Here is a 14,907-nt window from a genome sequence, read left to right as displayed (position 1 = left end):
CCCGGCGCGGGCCGGGCCGGGGCAGGATCCCGCCGTGGGCGACGAGGCGGGCTGGGCGCGGCTGGCGGGCGACCGGCCGGGAAGGACGTCCCCCGCCCCGCTGGTGCTGGTCTGGCTGGCCTGGGTGCTCGTCCCGCCGCTGCTGGTGTTCGGCGGCGCGATCGGATCCGCCCCGTTCTTCGGCGAGGAGCCGACGGCGGCCGAGCGCGCCCAGACCACCACGCTGTACCTCGTCGCGGTCGCCCTGGCGCTCGGACTGCCGCTGCTCGGGCTGGCCCTCACCTGGCGGACCCGGCGGGTGGCCGCCGCCTGCTTCGGTGCGGCGCTGATCGTGGCCGCGGTCCCGGCCGGGCTGCTGCTCGCACAGGAGTACCGCGGTGCCGGCGGCGGGCCGGCGCCCGACTCCGGGCCGCCCGTCTGCCAGGAGCACAGCGGCGGCGACAACCGCTGCCCCGGCGGCTGAGTCAGCGCCCCCGGTGGCGGACGTGCCAGGCGGCAGCCAGCGCCGCGGCCACGACCAGCGCCGTTCCGCCGCCCCGGGTGGAGGCGGCGAAGATGGCCGCGCCGAGGTCCGGCTCGCCGACCGCGGCCGCGATCCCGACGGTCGTCGCGACCGCGGCGAGCAGCAGCCACGCCCATCGCACACCGGGGCGGCGTACGTCGGGCCGGTGCGCGGTGCGGCGCCACCAGCGGCCGAACCAGACCAGGAGGACGACGCAGCCCAGCACGCTCGTGCCGTACTGGAGCCAGCTGTAGGCGGGTAGCCCGGCCCAGGTCTCCCGGAGGGCGGGGAGGTGCTCGGGTCCCCAGCGCCGCGGGTGGGTGAACTCGTCCCAGAGCACGTGGGTGCCGGCGCCGACCGCCAGGGCGAGCAGCGTCCAGCCCACGCGGGTCGCGGGAGCGAGGCGGGCGCGGAGACCGGGCGCCGGCCCGGGGATCCGACCCCGCAGCGCCGCGGGCGCGGCGGCCAGTGCCGGTCGTGCCAGGAGCCCGTGCCAGACCGCCCAGGCCACGAGGCCCAGGGCCAGATCGGTCGTGACGACGGCGACGGCGGTGTGCGTCGCCCACGGGAAGCCGATCGGCAGGTAGAAGGGCAGGTCCGGGGTGACGCTCCCGATGACGAGTGCCGACGCCGGCAGGGGTGTGCGCAGGAACGGCAGCACCGCCGCCGCGTGGCTCGGGGTGAAGGGCATCCGGACGACGACCAGCGCGGGCGGTCCTGCTGGACGTCAGACAGCCGCGTCCGGCCGGCCGGTGATGATCCGGCGCAGCCGCTCGACGGGCAGCTTCGGCCGGCGGTCCTCGTCCAGCAGGCCGTTGGCCTCCTGCATGGTGTCGGTGAGCTGGGTGTAGCAGAACCCGGCGAGCACGGGGGAGCCGTGGACGGCGGACAGCAGGTCGGTCAGCCGCCGCGCGAAGTCCTCGGCGTCGGAGGCGGTCGAGTACCCCCAGGTGCGTTTCTCTGCCTGCTCCTCGGGCAGAGCGGGCGTGTACCGGACACCACCGAACTCGGTCAGCATCAGCGGCTGCCCGCGGTCGGTGCCGCCCGGCAGCCGGATCACCCGGCCTTCCGGCCCGGGTCGCCCGACCGTCTCGCCCATGTCCGCGGTGCCGTACCGCTGCGCGAGAACCGCACCCGTGTCGGCGTAGTCGTGCACCGTCCACAGGTCGCTGTCGGTGTGTTCCCAGCCGTCGTTGCTGACCACGGGACGGCTGGGGTCGACCGCCCGGGTCAGCGCCGCGAGCCCGGTGGCGTAGGCCTGCTGCGCGGGGTCCGTGGCGATGTCGTGCACGCCCCAGCTCTCGTTCAGCGGCACCCAGGTCACGATGCAGGGATGGCTGATGTCACGGTGGACGACGTCCAGCCACTCCGTGGTGAGCCGCCGGACCGCCTCGGGGGTGAACGCGAAGGCGTTGGCCGTCTCCCCCCACACCAGGAGACCGAGCCGGTCCGCCCAGAAGAGGAACCGCGGGTCCTCCACCTTCTGGTGCACGCGCACGGCGTTGAAGCCGAGGTCCTTGGTCAGCTCCACCTCGCGGCGGAGCGCCCCGGCATCGGGTGCGGTCAGGTGCGACGTCGGCCAGTAGCCCTGCCCCAGCACCGAGCGCAGGTAGTACGGCCGGCCGTTCAGCAAGAAGGCACCGCCGCCCGCCCCCGCGCTGCGCAGGCCCAGGTAGCTGCTGACCTCGTCGACGACCCGCTCGCCGTCCGCACCCGCCGGGCCGGCGAGCACCTGCACCGTGGCGTCGACCAGCCGGGGCTCCTCCGGGGACCACGTCATGTCCTGACGGGCCTGCCCGTTCCGGAGTGCGGGTACGGCCACGGTGGTGCTGATCCGCTGCTCGTCGACGCGGACCCGGTGCTCGCCGAGCAGTTGCCCGTCCAGTTCCAGCCGCACCGCCACGGTCACCGGGTCGGCCGGCGCCTCCCGCAGGGTGAGTCCGAGGTGCACCGCGGCGCCGGGCAGGTCCGGGGTCCACGCCAGGTGCTCGACCGACACGGCAGGCACGACCTCGCACCACACCGGCTGCCAGATGCCGCTCGTGCGGGAGTACCAGATGCTGTGCGGCTCATCGAGCCAGTCCTGCTTCCCGCGGGGCTGGGTCACGTCCCGCGGGTCGTCGTGCGCCCGGACGACCAGGACGTGTTCCTCCTCGGGGTCGCCGCCGGCCAGCACCGAGGTGACGTCGAAGGAGAAGGGCGTCTGCCCGCCTTCGTGCGATCCGAGCAGCGCGCCGTCCAGCCAGACCTGAGCGCTGTGGTCGACCGCGCCGAAGCGCAGCATGACGCGAGACCCGTCCGTCGCCACCGCGTCGGCACCGGCGATGTCGGCCGACCGCAGCGTCCGCCGGTACCAGAAGACCGAGTGCGGACCGGCGTCCCCGACCCCCGATGCCTCGGACTCCGGCGGGAACGGCACCGTGACGTCGCGGTCGAAGACCTCACGGTCGGCCAGGTCGGCCAGCCCGGCCCAGCCGCCGTCCAGCCCGGCCCGGGCGTCGTCGAACGCCAGTTGCCAGGTTCCGCAGAGGTCGGTCCACCCCTCGCGCACCAGCTGCGGCCGGGGGTAGGTGCCGTCCTGCTCGGTGGCGCGTACGCGCATGGTCACTCCTGGGCCATCGGGGGTGGGCGAGCGGGTCATGGACGGTCGTCGATTCCCCGGTCATTGATGCCCCGGGCGTCGATGCCCACGTCGTCGATGCTGGCACGTGCGGACCGTCGCCGGACATCGGCGTGTCCGGTCAGGGACGTGGAGCCCCTCGGCGGCCCGGCGCGCCGGGATCAGGGCGGTCACGATCCCGTGCGCGGTTGGTCCGCACCCCGTCCCGTCCGGGCGGCGCGACGAGGCGCTTCCGACTGGCGTCGATCAGGAGGCCGTGCAACAGTCCCCGGATCGGGCAGATCGGGCTACGACTGGACGTACCTGTGACTGGAATTTTGCGATGAGCGGGTTCTCCCGCCGCCAGTTCCTCGCCGCCGGGGGCAGCGTCTCGCTCGCCGTCGCGCTGTCGGGGTGCGCCTCACCCATCGGCTCCAGTTTCACCGGCAGCCAGCCCCAGACGGCCGACGTCATCTTCTGGCACCTGTTCGGCGGTGGTGACGGCGCGAACATGGCGACGATGGTCGAGGACGCCCAGGCGTCCTCCCGCCGGTCCGTCGAGTCCACGCTGCTCTCCTGGGGAAACCCGTACTACACGAAGCTGTCGCTGTCGGCGTCGAGCGGCCGCCCCCCGGACGTGTCCATCGCGCACCTCTCCCGGCTGCCCCTGCTGGCCCAGGCCGAGCTGATCGAGCCCGTCGGGGACCAGTTCCGCGCGCAGGGGGTCACCGAGGACAAGTTCACCCCGGCCGCATGGGAGAAGGCGACGGTGGGCGGCACCCCGTACGCGGTGCCGATCGACACCCACCCGTTCGTGCTCTTCTACAACACGGAGCTGGCGGAGAAGGCCGGCCTGCTCGACCCGTCCGGCGACGGTCTCACGCCGATGAGGAACAGCGACGACTTCGTCGCCGCCCTCCAGGCCATGAAGGACACCAACGGACTCGACTTCGCGGCGGTCGCCTCGATCACCGCGGACCCGTCGACCTGCTGGCGCTTCTTCCTGATGATCTACTCCGGGCTGGCCGGACCGATCGTCTCCGACGGCGGCACCGAGGTCACGATCGACCGCGCAGCCATGGAGGAGACGTTCGCCTTCATGCAGGGCCTCACCCAGGGGCAGGAGCTGATGCCGAGGAACGCCACGGCGACGACGTCGACGACGCTCTTCAGCCAGGGCAGAGTGGGGTTCCTGTTCGACGGTGTGTGGCAGATTCCCACCTATCGCGGCGTGGAGGGCCTGGAGTTCAACGTCGTGCCCTTCCCGGCGCTCCTCGGCCCTGATCCGGTCGCCTACGCGGACTCGCACGCGCTGGTCATCCCGAGGGCGGCGGGGCGCTCGGCGCAGCGGACCGAGGACGCCGTGGGCTTCATCAAGGGGCTGCTGGACCTGAGCGCGATCTGGGCGGACGGCGGCCACGTCCCGGCCTGGCTGCCGGTGCAGGAGAGCGAGGAGTTCCTCGAGCTCAAGCCGCAGAGCAACTACACGGAGGCGGCGTTCAACGCGATCTACGACCCTCCGGGTTGGTACACCGGGGCGGGCTCGGACTTCCAGACCGCCATGGGCTCGGTCATCGCCAGCGTGCTCACCGGGGCCACCGATCCCACCAGTGGTGTCGCTGCCATGGAGACCAGCCTGAAGACCTTCTCGACCGCCCGGCCACCCGTGTAGTTCGGAGACCGAGATGACCGCTACCGCCCTGCCCCTGCCGGCAACAGAGGTCGGGACCAAGGATCGGCCCGAGAGCACCCGCCGCGCCCCGCGCGGCGAGAACCGGGCAGGGTGGCTGTTCGCCACACCGTTCCTGGCCTTCTACATCGCCTTCCTCATCGGGCCGGTGCTCATCGGGCTCGTGATCAGCCTCTTCAACACGACCACGGTGCGGGCCGGCCTGGGCGAGTGGGCGGGGCTCTCCAACTACGCCGACGTCCTGTCCAACGGGGACTTCTGGGCCTCGATGTGGCACTCGGTGCTCTTCACGCTGCTGACCACGCCGCTCCTGGTGCTGCTCCCCCTGGCGTTCGCGATCCTCGTCTCTCGCATATCGCGCAACCAGTGGTTCTTCCGGCTCGCCTTCTTCGCTCCGTACGTCGTGCCCTCTGCCGCGGTGTGCCTGATCTTCGCCTTCATGTACACGCCGGAGACCGGTCTCATCACCAACGCCTTCGGCTGGTTCGGGCTGACCGCGCCGGACTTCTTCGGCAGCACCTCCGGAGCCTGGTTCGCCGTCGTCCTCCTCACGCTGTGGTGGACCTTCGGCTTCAACTTCATCCTCTACACCGCGGCCATCCAGGAGATCTCCGAGGAGGTCTACGAGGCCGCGAAGATGGACGGCGCCTCGCCGTGGCAGCAGATCCGGCTGATCACCGTGCCGCTGCTGCGGCCGACGATGGGCCTCGTGCTGATCCTCCAGGTCCTCTCGTCCCTGAAGGTGTTCGACCAGATCTACATCCTGCTGGCCGGTGGCCCGGCGTACTCGACGCGCCCGGTCATCCAGTACATCTTCGACACCGGGTTCAGCTCCTACCGCGGCGGCTACGCGGCCGCCGCCACGATGGTCTACTTCGTGATCCTGGTCCTTGTCAGCGCCGCCTGGTTCCTGCTCCGGCGCCGCAGCAACTCTGCGAACGCCTGAGAGGAGCCCTACTGATGGCGACCAGCGTGGCCGTGCCCACGGCTGAGAAGAAGCCCGCCCGCCGGCGAGGCGGCGCGGATGAGGGCGGAAAGGCGTTCAACCGGCTCGCCGCCACGTGCGTGACGCTGTTCGCGCTGATCTGGCTGGTTCCCTTCCTGTGGGCGCTCATCACCTCGTTGCGGCCGAACGACGAGATCGCGGCGCACCCCACGACGCCCTGGTCGAACAACTGGAACCTCGACGCCTACCGGTTCGCCTGGAACTCCAGCCCGCTGGGCTGGTGGTACGTCAACAGCTTCATCATCTCGACGCTGACGGTTCTCTTCACCGTCTTCGTGTGCTCGCTGGCCGCGTTCGGCCTGGTCCACCTGAACTTCCGGGGGAAGTACGCCGTGTTCGGGCTGATCCTGGCGGGTCTCATGCTGCCCACCGAGGCGCTCGTCCTGCCGCAGTTCATGGAGTTCCGGGCGCTGGGTCTGCTCGGGACGTACTGGGCCGTCATCCTGCCGTCGGTCGCCCTCCCCGTGGCCGTGTTCGTCTTCCATTCGTTCATGAAGGCCATCCCCGTCTCCCTCATCGAGGCAGCCCGGCTCGACGGTGCCGGCTGGTGGCGGATCTACTCCAGGATCGCCATGCCGCTGTCCCGGCCGGCGATCTCCGCGGTGGCGATCCTGACGTTCATCACGTCCTGGAACGCCTTCCTCTGGCCGCTGCTGGTCCTCACCCAGACCAAGTCGCAGACCATCCCCGTGGGCCTCAGCAGCCTGGTCGGCGGTGCCGCGATCCAGTACGCCGAGACCATGGCCTCCGCGGTCCTCGGCATCCTGCCCCTGCTCGCCGTCTTCCTGCTCCTCCAGCGCCAGATCGTCCAAGGGGTGGCCAACACCGGCATCAAGTAGGACGAGGCCAGCGTCGGACGCGTGCCTCAGAACCCGATGAGGACGGCGAGGTCGGTCGTCACGCGGTCGAAGTAGCGGTCGCCGTCCTCGACGGAGCCCACGAAATGCCCGAAGAGCTCGAAGCTGAGCGTCCCGAACAGGGCGCTCCACGCCATGAGCGCCCGCACCCGGACCGTCTCGTCCAGTGCCGGGTGCTCGCCGCCGAGGATCGCGACGGCGTCGTCGCTGATCAGGGCCGGGTCGCGTTCGCCCGCCGCAGTCGGCAGGGTGCCGGCGCGGGCGGCGTCCCCGAGGATCCGGCCGAGGACGATGCCGACGCGGGACGCGGCGGGCACGGTGTCGCGGGGCGCGGAGTAGCCCGGCACCGGTGAGCCGTAGAGCAGCGCGTACTCGTGCGGGTGGGCCAGCGCCCAGGCGCGGACGGCCCGGCAGACGGCGAGCCAGCGCTCGCGCGGCGGGGCGCCGGGATCGTCGGCGGTCTCGGCCGCGGCACCCAGGGCGTCGTAGCCGTCGATGATCAGCCGGGTCAGCAGCTCGTCCCGGCTGGGGAAGTACCGGTAGACGGCCGAGGAGACCATCCCGACCTCCCGGGCGACCGCGCGCAGCGACAGCGCCGCGGCACCGACCTCGGCCAGCTGGCGGCGCGCGGCATCGGTGATCTCGGCGGTGATCTCGGCGCGGACGCGTTCGCGGGCGGTGGGCACGAGGCCGATGGTCACGGTCGAGAGCAGAGATCACAAGTCGGATCGCCGCTCCTCAGCGCCCGTTCCACCCCTCCGGGCGGGGGTGCCCGTACCGGCTCGGGGCGATCGTGTCGTGGGGGTCCAGGAGTCGCTTCAGGCGCAGCGTCAGGTTCCGGGCGGCGGCGTCGGGAGCCACCCGGTCCGTCCAGTCGGCGTGGTCGACGTCGAGCCGGTAGGGCAGAAAACCGGCCCCGACGAACAGCTCGTGCGCGCGGTCGAGGGCGGCGTGCACCGCGTCCCGGTCCTCCGGGCCGAACCGGACGGACATGACGAAGTCGGCGTACTCGGTGCTCAGACCGTGCAGCACGGACCCGAACCGGACCCCAGTCTCGACGGCGAGCTGCTCCTTGAGGCGGTTGGCGGCGGCGACGTCCGCGCCGGTGAAGGGGACCAGCGGCAGGAAGAACAGCCACCCCTGCCCGCTGTCGTCGAGCCCCTCGGGCGGGGTGCCGAAGGTGGCCCCGAAGACGGCGTCGTTGTGCGTCGGGTCGCCGGCGTAGTTGGCGACGACGTCCCGGGCCACGAGATCGGCCGGCTCCTCGGCGCAGTCCACGTCGGTGAACGCGCCCGTGGCGCGCGCCTCGGCCACCAGGAGGTCGACGAGGACGTCGATGGTCCGGGCCGTTCCGTCCACGCACAGGTGCGCGACGAACTCCCCCGCGTCCGCCGAACCGCCGTAGCGGTTCGTCGCCGCGTCGTCGTACAGCTTCGGGACGGCGTCGACGAGGCCGGCCACGAGCCAGCCGCGGATCGCGTCGACGGCGGGGACCAGGCGGTCCCCGGGGAAGCTGACCCGCACGACGCGCTGCCGCTCGGGCCGGGGGAGGAGCCGGACGACGGCGCCGGTGACGATGCCGAGGTCGGACTGGAGGAACAGGGGCAGCAGGCCGGGGCCCAGACCGTGCGGGTAGGCCGGGGTGGCGCGCTCGGCCTCCGGCCACCAGCCCACGCGCACCAGGTCGCCGTCCGGGAGGACCACCTCGAGGCCGAGCAGGTCGTCGACGCGCTGCGCCCGGAAGCCGACGCCGCGCTCGACGGCGTTGCCGACGATGCTCGTGCAGGAGGCGGAGTTCGTCACGTTGACCATGCGGTCGGTGCCGGTGAGGCGGGCCGCGAGCTGCCCCTGGGTGACCCCCGGGTCGATCACCGCGTAGCCCCGTGCGAGGTCCAGCTCGCGGATCTCGGTGAGGTCGCCGAGGTCGAGGGTGACGACGTCGTCGAAGGCGGGTTCGCGGGAGCCCAGGCCCCAGTTCCGGCCGGTGCTGAGCGCCTGCAGCCCGCACGCATCCGGAAAGCGGTCGAAGGCGAGGACGACGGCGCGGGCCTGCTGTGGTGTCCGGGGCCGCACGGTGCCGAGCACCGACCGGCTGCGGAACATGCTGACGTTGCCGCTGCGGGCGATCGGGACGGCGCGGCCCTGCTCGTCGACGGCGCTGACGACGCGGGAGGTGCCGACGACGGCTGCCGCGGCCAGGAGTGCCTCGTGCGTGCCGCCGACGTCCGGGGCGGGGGTCCGGCGGGGTGCCGGGAGGGCGAGCGTGCTGGTACGGGCGTCGGGCAGGTCGGCGGTCGTCACGTACGCAGCGTGACCGAACCGCAGCGATGCGGGTGGGAGCGACCCGCCGAAACGAGTTGGAGCACCGGTACGAGCGGAGAGCACTGCTCTTGACAAGGACGACTCGGAGCGGCACGCTCGATCTCGAACGAGAGCACCGCTCTCGTCAACGGCGAGGAGATCCCCATGGCACTGCACGTGATCGTCGGCAAGGGCCCGGTCGGAAGCACGACGGCGGAGGAACTCGTCGCCCGCGGCCACCAGGTGCGGATCCTGTCGCGCAGCGGTGGGCGCTCGACCGACACCGTGGAGCACCGGCAGGTCGACGCGACGGACGCCGACGCCCTGACCGCTGCCGCCCGGGGAGCCGCCGCGCTCTACAACGCCGTCAACCCGGCCTACCACCGCTGGCCCACCGACTGGCCGCCCGTCGCAGCCGCCCTGCTCGCGGCCGCGGAGCGCACCGGGGCGGTCCTCGCCACCATGTCGAACCTCTACGGGTACGGCCGACCGTCGGGGCCGATGACGCCAGAGACGCCACTGGCCGCCACCGACGTCAAGGGCCGGGTGCGGATCCGGATGTGGGAGGAGGCGCTGGCCGCCCACGAGGCCGGCCGCGTGCGGATCACCGAGGCGCGGGCCGCGGACTTCGTGGGGCCGCAGGTCCCGGCCGGGCAGTCCCACCTGGTCCGGCAGCTCGCCACGATCCGGAAGGGCCGTCGCGCCTGGGTGATCGGCGATCCGGACGCGAAGCGCAGCTGGGCCTACCTGCCGGACGTCGCGGCCACGCTGGCCACGCTCGGCACCGACGAGCGGGCGCTCGGCCGCGCCTGGCACGTGCCGAACACCGCGCCCCGGTCGCAGCGGGAGGCGCTCGGGGACGTCGCCGCCGCCCTGGGGGTGCAGCCCGTTCCGGTGAGCGGCATCCCGTGGCCGGTGCTGCGGGCCGTGGGCGTCGCCGTCCCGATGATGCGGGAGGTCGCGGACATCCGGCACCAGTGGGACCAGGACTACGTCACGACCGCGGAGGCGACCACGCGGACGTTCGGACTGCGGGCGACGCCGTGGGACCAGGTCGTTCGCGCGACCGTTCGCGCGACCGTCTCCGGAGCGCCGGTGACCGCCTGACCCCGGCGACGGCGTCGTCACTACCGTGGAGCCCATGGTCTCTGCCTGGATCCTGGCCGGTCTGGCGTCGGTGGGCGCGCTCGCCTGCGCCGCCGGCGCGTACCGGTTGGCGCGCCGTCCGACGGGGGCCCGGCGATGACCGGCCCCACCGAGCTGCCGGTGCCCGACACCGCCGACGTCCGCAGCGGCCCCGAGGTCTCCGAGGAGCTGCTGTCGGTCCTGCCGCTGCTGGGGGAGTGGCACGGCGAGGGGCAGGCGGCGGGCGCGGCCGGTGACCACCGCTTCGGGCAGTGGATCCGCTTCAGCCACGACGGCCGGGGCTTCCTGGCCTACGAGTCGCGGTCGTGGGACCTCACCCACGACGGCGAGATCGTCGGCCCGGGCGTCCGCGAGTCCGGTTTCTGGCGGCCGCGGGGACAGGACGACGTCGAGCTGCTCGTCGCCGGCCCGGAGGGACTGGTCGAGATCTACGTCGGCCGCGCCCGGACGACGACGAGCTGGGAGCTGTCCACCGACGTGCTTGCCCGGACGCCCGACGCCCCCGACGTCACCCGCGCCGTCCGGCTCTACGGGATCGTCGACGGTGCGCTGATGTACGCGATCGACCGCGCCGGCCCCGACGAGGCGCCGCGACCCTGGATGTCCGCCCGGCTGGAGCGGATCCGATGACCCGGACGCCCCGGCAGGTGGCGGACGCCTACGTCGACGCCGTCTGCGACCTGGACCCGATCACGGCCGCCTCGCTCGGCACCCGACCGGGCGACGACCGGCTGCCCGACTTCTTCCCGGCGGGCCTGGACGCAGAGGCGGAGCTGACCAGGACCACGCTCGCCGAGCTGGACCGGGTGCTGGCGGCCGACCCGTCGCTGCTCGACGACCCGGTCGAGCGCAGCTGCGCGCGGCTGCTCCGGGAGCGGCTCGGTGCCGAGCTGGCCGGGCACGAGGCCGGGGAGGGCTTCCGGGCGCTGTCCAACCTCTTCAGCCCGATCCACTCGGTGCGCCAGGTCTTCCTCATCATGCCGACGCAGTCCGATGCGGACTGGGCCGTCGTCGCCCGCCGGCTGGCCCGGGTCCCGGAGGCGTACGCCGGCTTCCGCGCCTCGCTGGAGGAGGGGGTCCGGCGCGGGCTGCTCGTGGCGCCGCGGCAGGTGCACACCGTCGTCGGGCAGCTGGACGAGTGGCTGACCGGCCCCTACTTCTCGTCGTTCGTCGCCGCCGGCCCGGAGTCGCTGCGGGCCGAGCTGGACCGGGCGGCGGCCACCGCCGACGGTGCGGTGGCCGCGATCCGCGACTACCTGCGCGACGAGTACGCGCCGCACGCGGAGGGGACGCCGGACGCGGTGGGTCGCGAGCGCTACGCGATCGCCGCCCGTCGGTGGACCGGTTCCGATCTGGGTGCCGGCAGCGGGCTCGAGGACGCCTACGCGTGGGGCTGGGGCGAGTACCGCCGGATCCTGGCCGAGCAGCGCTCCGAGGCAGAGAAGGTGGTTCCCGGCGGGACGCCGATGGAGGCCATGCGCTGGCTGGACGTGCACGGCCCGGCGGTCGAGGGCGTGGAGGCGATCCGCGAGCGGCTGCAGGCGATGATGGACGAGGCGATCGAGGCCCTCGACGGCACGCACTTCGACCTCGCGGCGCCCGTCCGGACGGTCGAGGCGATGATCGCGCCGCCCGGCAGCGCGGCCGCGCCGTACTACACCCGCCCGGCCCAGGACTTCTCCCGCCCCGGCCGCACCTGGCTGCCGACGCTGGGCCGCGAGCGCTTCCCGCTCTGGGACTTCATCTCGATCTGGTACCACGAGGGGGTTCCCGGCCATCACCTGCAGCTGGCCCAGTGGGCCTACGTCTCGGGGCAGCTGTCGACCTACCAGACGTCGCTGGGCTCGGTGGGCGCCAACGTCGAGGGGTGGGCGCTGTACGCCGAGCGCCTGATGGACGAGCTGGGCTACCTGACCGACCCGGCCGCGCGGCTGGGCTACCTCGACGCGCAGCAACTGCGCGCCGTCCGGGTGGTCATCGACATCGGCATGCACCTCGGGCTGCCGATCCCGGACGACGCCGAGGGTGCGCTCGCCGAGCACCGGGGGCAGCCGTGGACGCCGGAGCTCGCGCGGGCGTTCCTGGGCGAGAACTCCGGCGCCGACGTGGCCTTCCTGGACAGCGAGCTGGTCCGCTACCTCGGCCTCCCGGGACAGGCGATCAGCTACAAGCTGGGGGAGCGGGCCTGGCTGGAGGGCCGGGCGGCGGCGCAGGCGGCGCGCGGCGAGGCGTTCGACCTCAAGGCGTGGCACATGGCGGCGTTGTCGCAGGGGTCGCTGGGGCTCGACGACCTGGCAGCGGAGCTCGCGCAGCTGTAGCCATGGCGGAGCTCGCGCAGCTCTAGGCGACGGGGTCCTCGGGTGCGACGGTCAGGGCCTCCAGTCCCGCGGTGGTGAGCAGCGCGGCGATGCAGGCGGAACTGCCGCCGACGTAGCTGCTCCGCAGGTCGACGTCGGTGACCACGCACCACGCCTGGTCCGCCGGCCACCACAGGTTGGCGCTCTGCTCGTACGGCTCGGGGGCGAGGTTGCGCACGGCGTCGGTCGCCGCGCCGCGGACGAGGACGACGTCCCGCTCGCCGCGCAGCAGCAGGCGGGGTGGCACGTCGGGGTCGGTCAGGTCGTAGCCGAAGCCGTCCCAGCGGCCGAAGAGGCAGTCGCCGGGGGTGGTGGTGTGCCGGGACAGCACGTCGGCGAGGCGGCCGGCGACCCCGACGGGCAGGTGGCCCTCGCTCGGGCCGTCGTCCCAGACCGGCGGCTGGCTGTCGACGGGACCACTGGTGACGCGGTCCCAGACGGCGAGCCGGCCGGCGACCGTGCCGTTGTGCGCGGCCACCTCGGTCCAGGGGACCTCGACGTCGTCGTCCCCGGCGTAGCGGACGGCGGGGTGGAGGACGCGCGCGTAGGCGTCGAAGACGGCGGGCACGAGGCCGGCGACGGTGCCCCGCTCGCCGCGACGACGGGCGGAGGAGATCCACACGCCCCGGGAGACGTCGGTCTCGACCGGGAGGCCGCCCAGCTGCACGGGAGGAAACTTACCCGGAGAACGGACAACCCCCGGGCTGCTCCGCGGCGCTCCCCCGGAAGGGAGCTGCACGCGGGCCGACTGGACAAATGTCGGCGGCCCGGGGGTCGGGTGACTGTCCGGTTCTCGCTCGCCGCCGTTCGACGGACGGGCGATCTGCCGTCGTTCAGACTGTCGTCTGAACGGGCGGCCCATCTGGACGGCGGCTAGCGGACAGCCACCTCACGTGTCCTGTAGCTCTGCAAGTTACGGACCACCTCCTCTCTCGTGTACGACGAAAGTACGTCCGATTTCGAGGGTCGGCAACGAGGATTTTCAGCTCTCGGCGGACGGGCCCACAGTGCGGCCGGGAGGCGGAGTGTCTCGCCAGTCCCGGTCGTGGTCGGCACGGTCGTCGACGGTGTCCCATGCGTCGGGGATGCCGTCCTCGTCGACGTCCCGGGTCTCCTCCTCGTGCATCCGCTTGTAGCGGCGGTTCCGCAGCCGCAGGATCACGGCGGCGAGCAGCGCGGCCAGCAGCGTCCCGGCGAGGATGCCGACCTTCGCGTGGTCGTAGCTCTCGCTCTCGGCGCCGTAGGCCAGCTCGGTGATCAGCAGCGAGACGGTGAAGCCGATGCCGCCGAGCAGGGCGAGTCCGATGACGTCGGGCCAGCCCAGGTTCTCGTCCAGCTGAGCGCGGGTGAAGCGGGACACCAGCCAGGTGGCGCCGGTGATGCCGATCGCCTTCCCGGCCACGAGGCCCACCATGATCCCGATCGCGATGCTGTCGCCCAGCGACTCGCCCAGACCGTTCAGCCCGCCGACAGCCACCCCGGCGGAGAAGAAGGCGAACACGGGGACGGCGAACCCGGCCGACAGCGGGCGGATGCGGTGCTCGAAGTGCTCGGCCATCCCCGGTCCGGCATCCGGCCCGCCCGCGGCGTCGCTGCGCACCACCGGCACGGTGAACGCCAGCAGCACGCCGGCGACGGTGGCGTGGATCCCCGATTCGTGCATGAGGGCCCACGCGACCACGGCGAGCGGGATCAGCAGCCACCACGACCGGATCCGACGCTGCACCAGGAACCCGAACGCCGCGATCGTCACCAGCGCGAGCCCGAGGATCCCGAGCGAGAGCTCCTCGGTGTAGAAGATCGCGATCACGACGATGGCCAGCAGGTCGTCGACCACGGCCAGCGTGAGCAGGAAGGTCCGTAGCGCGCTCGGCAGGTGGGTGCTGATCACGGCCAGGACGGCGAGGGCGAAGGCGATGTCGGTCGCCGACGGGATCGCCCAGCCCCTCAGGGACCCCTCCGGGCCGCCCAGGTTGAGCAGCACGAAGAGCAGGGCGGGGACGGCCATGCCGCCCACGGCGGCGGCGATCGGGAGTGCCGCGCGGCGCGGCTCGCGCAGGTCACCCGCGACGAACTCGCGCTTGAGCTCCAGCCCCGCGACGAAGAAGAAGATCGCGAGGAGACCGTCGGCCGCCCAGGTCCCCAGCGTGAGGTCGAGGTGCAGCGAGGCGGGGCCCACCCGGGTGTCGCGCAGGGTCTCGTAGGCGTCACCCCAAGGGGAGTTGGCCCAGATCAGGGCGGCGGCCGCGCCGATCAGCAGCAGCGCACCGCCGACGGTCTCCTTGCGCAGGACCGAGGCGATCCGCTGGGCCTCGGGGTACGAGCCCCGGCCGAGGAGGCGGGTGGTGGTGGACGGCACGACGGCGGCTCCAGGTCGGATGGGTCGGCTGACACGTTGCCGACCAGACTTCCCGGCGCACCGAGAGGGACAGTACCGGGAACTACCCTT

At 72.9% G+C, this 14,907-nt stretch carries 13 protein-coding genes; 7 read left to right on the top strand and 6 right to left on the bottom strand.

The features are described from left to right. Positions 1-34: 34 nt before the first annotated feature. A complete protein-coding gene (locus CRP30_RS03500) occupies positions 35-463 on the top strand; it encodes a hypothetical protein (RefSeq protein WP_097182532.1) in 429 nt (142 codons plus the stop codon). 1 nt (position 464) lies between these two features. On the opposite strand, the gene CRP30_RS03495 is transcribed toward CRP30_RS03500, so the two are convergent. Together CRP30_RS03495 and CRP30_RS03490 are read right to left on the bottom strand one after the other, a co-directional pair. Next, positions 465-1,193 carry a DUF4184 family protein gene (locus tag CRP30_RS03495; protein WP_097182531.1) on the bottom strand — a complete coding sequence of 243 codons (729 nt, stop codon included), beginning with the start codon at positions 1,191-1,193 and terminating at the stop codon, positions 465-467. A 36-nt stretch (positions 1,194-1,229) separates the two neighbouring features. Next, a complete protein-coding gene (locus CRP30_RS03490; RefSeq protein ID WP_097182530.1) occupies positions 1,230-3,104 on the bottom strand; it encodes a glycoside hydrolase family 2 protein in 1,875 nt (624 codons plus the stop codon). A 340-nt stretch (positions 3,105-3,444) separates the two neighbouring features. Here CRP30_RS03490 and CRP30_RS03485 point away from each other — a divergent pair, with 340 nt between their 5' ends. The 3 genes from CRP30_RS03485 to CRP30_RS03475 are packed head-to-tail and all read left to right on the top strand — an operon-like array spanning position 3,445 to position 6,636. Next, complete coding sequence (locus tag CRP30_RS03485; protein ID WP_097182529.1) at positions 3,445-4,773, top strand: substrate-binding domain-containing protein; 1,329 nt, start codon at positions 3,445-3,447, stop codon at positions 4,771-4,773. A 13-nt stretch (positions 4,774-4,786) separates the two neighbouring features. Next, positions 4,787-5,737 carry a carbohydrate ABC transporter permease gene (locus CRP30_RS03480; RefSeq protein ID WP_097182528.1) on the top strand — a complete coding sequence of 317 codons (951 nt, stop codon included), beginning with the start codon at positions 4,787-4,789 and terminating at the stop codon, positions 5,735-5,737. Between the two features lie 14 nt (positions 5,738-5,751). Beyond that, on the top strand, positions 5,752-6,636 hold the full coding sequence (locus CRP30_RS03475) for a carbohydrate ABC transporter permease (protein WP_097182527.1): 885 nt from the start codon (positions 5,752-5,754) through the stop codon (positions 6,634-6,636). 26 nt (positions 6,637-6,662) lie between these two features. On the opposite strand, the gene CRP30_RS03470 is transcribed toward CRP30_RS03475, so the two are convergent. Together CRP30_RS03470 and CRP30_RS22650 are read right to left on the bottom strand one after the other, a co-directional pair. After that, complete coding sequence (locus CRP30_RS03470) at positions 6,663-7,355, bottom strand: TetR/AcrR family transcriptional regulator (protein ID WP_235003135.1); 693 nt, start codon at positions 7,353-7,355, stop codon at positions 6,663-6,665. 37 nt (positions 7,356-7,392) lie between these two features. Further along, positions 7,393-8,955, bottom strand: coding sequence for an FAD-binding oxidoreductase (locus tag CRP30_RS22650; protein ID WP_200814514.1), 1,563 nt, complete (start codon positions 8,953-8,955; stop codon positions 7,393-7,395). A 165-nt stretch (positions 8,956-9,120) separates the two neighbouring features. Here CRP30_RS22650 and CRP30_RS03460 point away from each other — a divergent pair, with 165 nt between their 5' ends. From CRP30_RS03460 to CRP30_RS03450, 3 genes are all read left to right on the top strand, one after another. Then, positions 9,121-10,062, top strand: coding sequence for an NAD-dependent epimerase/dehydratase family protein (locus CRP30_RS03460; RefSeq protein WP_097182526.1), 942 nt, complete (start codon positions 9,121-9,123; stop codon positions 10,060-10,062). Between the two features lie 135 nt (positions 10,063-10,197). Next, a complete protein-coding gene (locus CRP30_RS03455) occupies positions 10,198-10,731 on the top strand; it encodes a heme-binding beta-barrel domain-containing protein (protein ID WP_097182525.1) in 534 nt (177 codons plus the stop codon). Beyond that, positions 10,728-12,419, top strand: a complete 1,692-nt coding sequence (locus CRP30_RS03450; RefSeq protein WP_097182524.1) for a DUF885 domain-containing protein — start codon at positions 10,728-10,730, stop codon at positions 12,417-12,419. The genes CRP30_RS03455 and CRP30_RS03450 overlap by 4 nt, the downstream gene beginning before the upstream one ends. A gap of 22 nt (positions 12,420-12,441) precedes the next feature. On the opposite strand, the gene CRP30_RS03445 is transcribed toward CRP30_RS03450, so the two are convergent. Further along, the gene (locus CRP30_RS03445; RefSeq protein WP_097182523.1) at positions 12,442-13,125 is read right to left on the bottom strand and encodes a hypothetical protein; all 684 of its coding nucleotides are present in this window, start codon (positions 13,123-13,125) and stop codon (positions 12,442-12,444) included. Positions 13,126-13,440: 315 nt separating this feature from the next. Next, a complete protein-coding gene (nhaA, locus tag CRP30_RS03440) occupies positions 13,441-14,817 on the bottom strand; it encodes a Na+/H+ antiporter NhaA (protein ID WP_097182522.1) in 1,377 nt (458 codons plus the stop codon). Positions 14,818-14,907 lie beyond the last annotated feature (90 nt).

Source organism: Blastococcus haudaquaticus, from assembly GCF_900230285.1.
GTDB classification, from domain to species: Bacteria; Actinomycetota; Actinomycetes; order Mycobacteriales; family Geodermatophilaceae; genus Blastococcus_B; species Blastococcus_B haudaquaticus.
The sequence above is the reverse complement of the archived record's forward strand: the minus strand, read 5'-3'. Positions and strand labels throughout refer to the sequence as shown.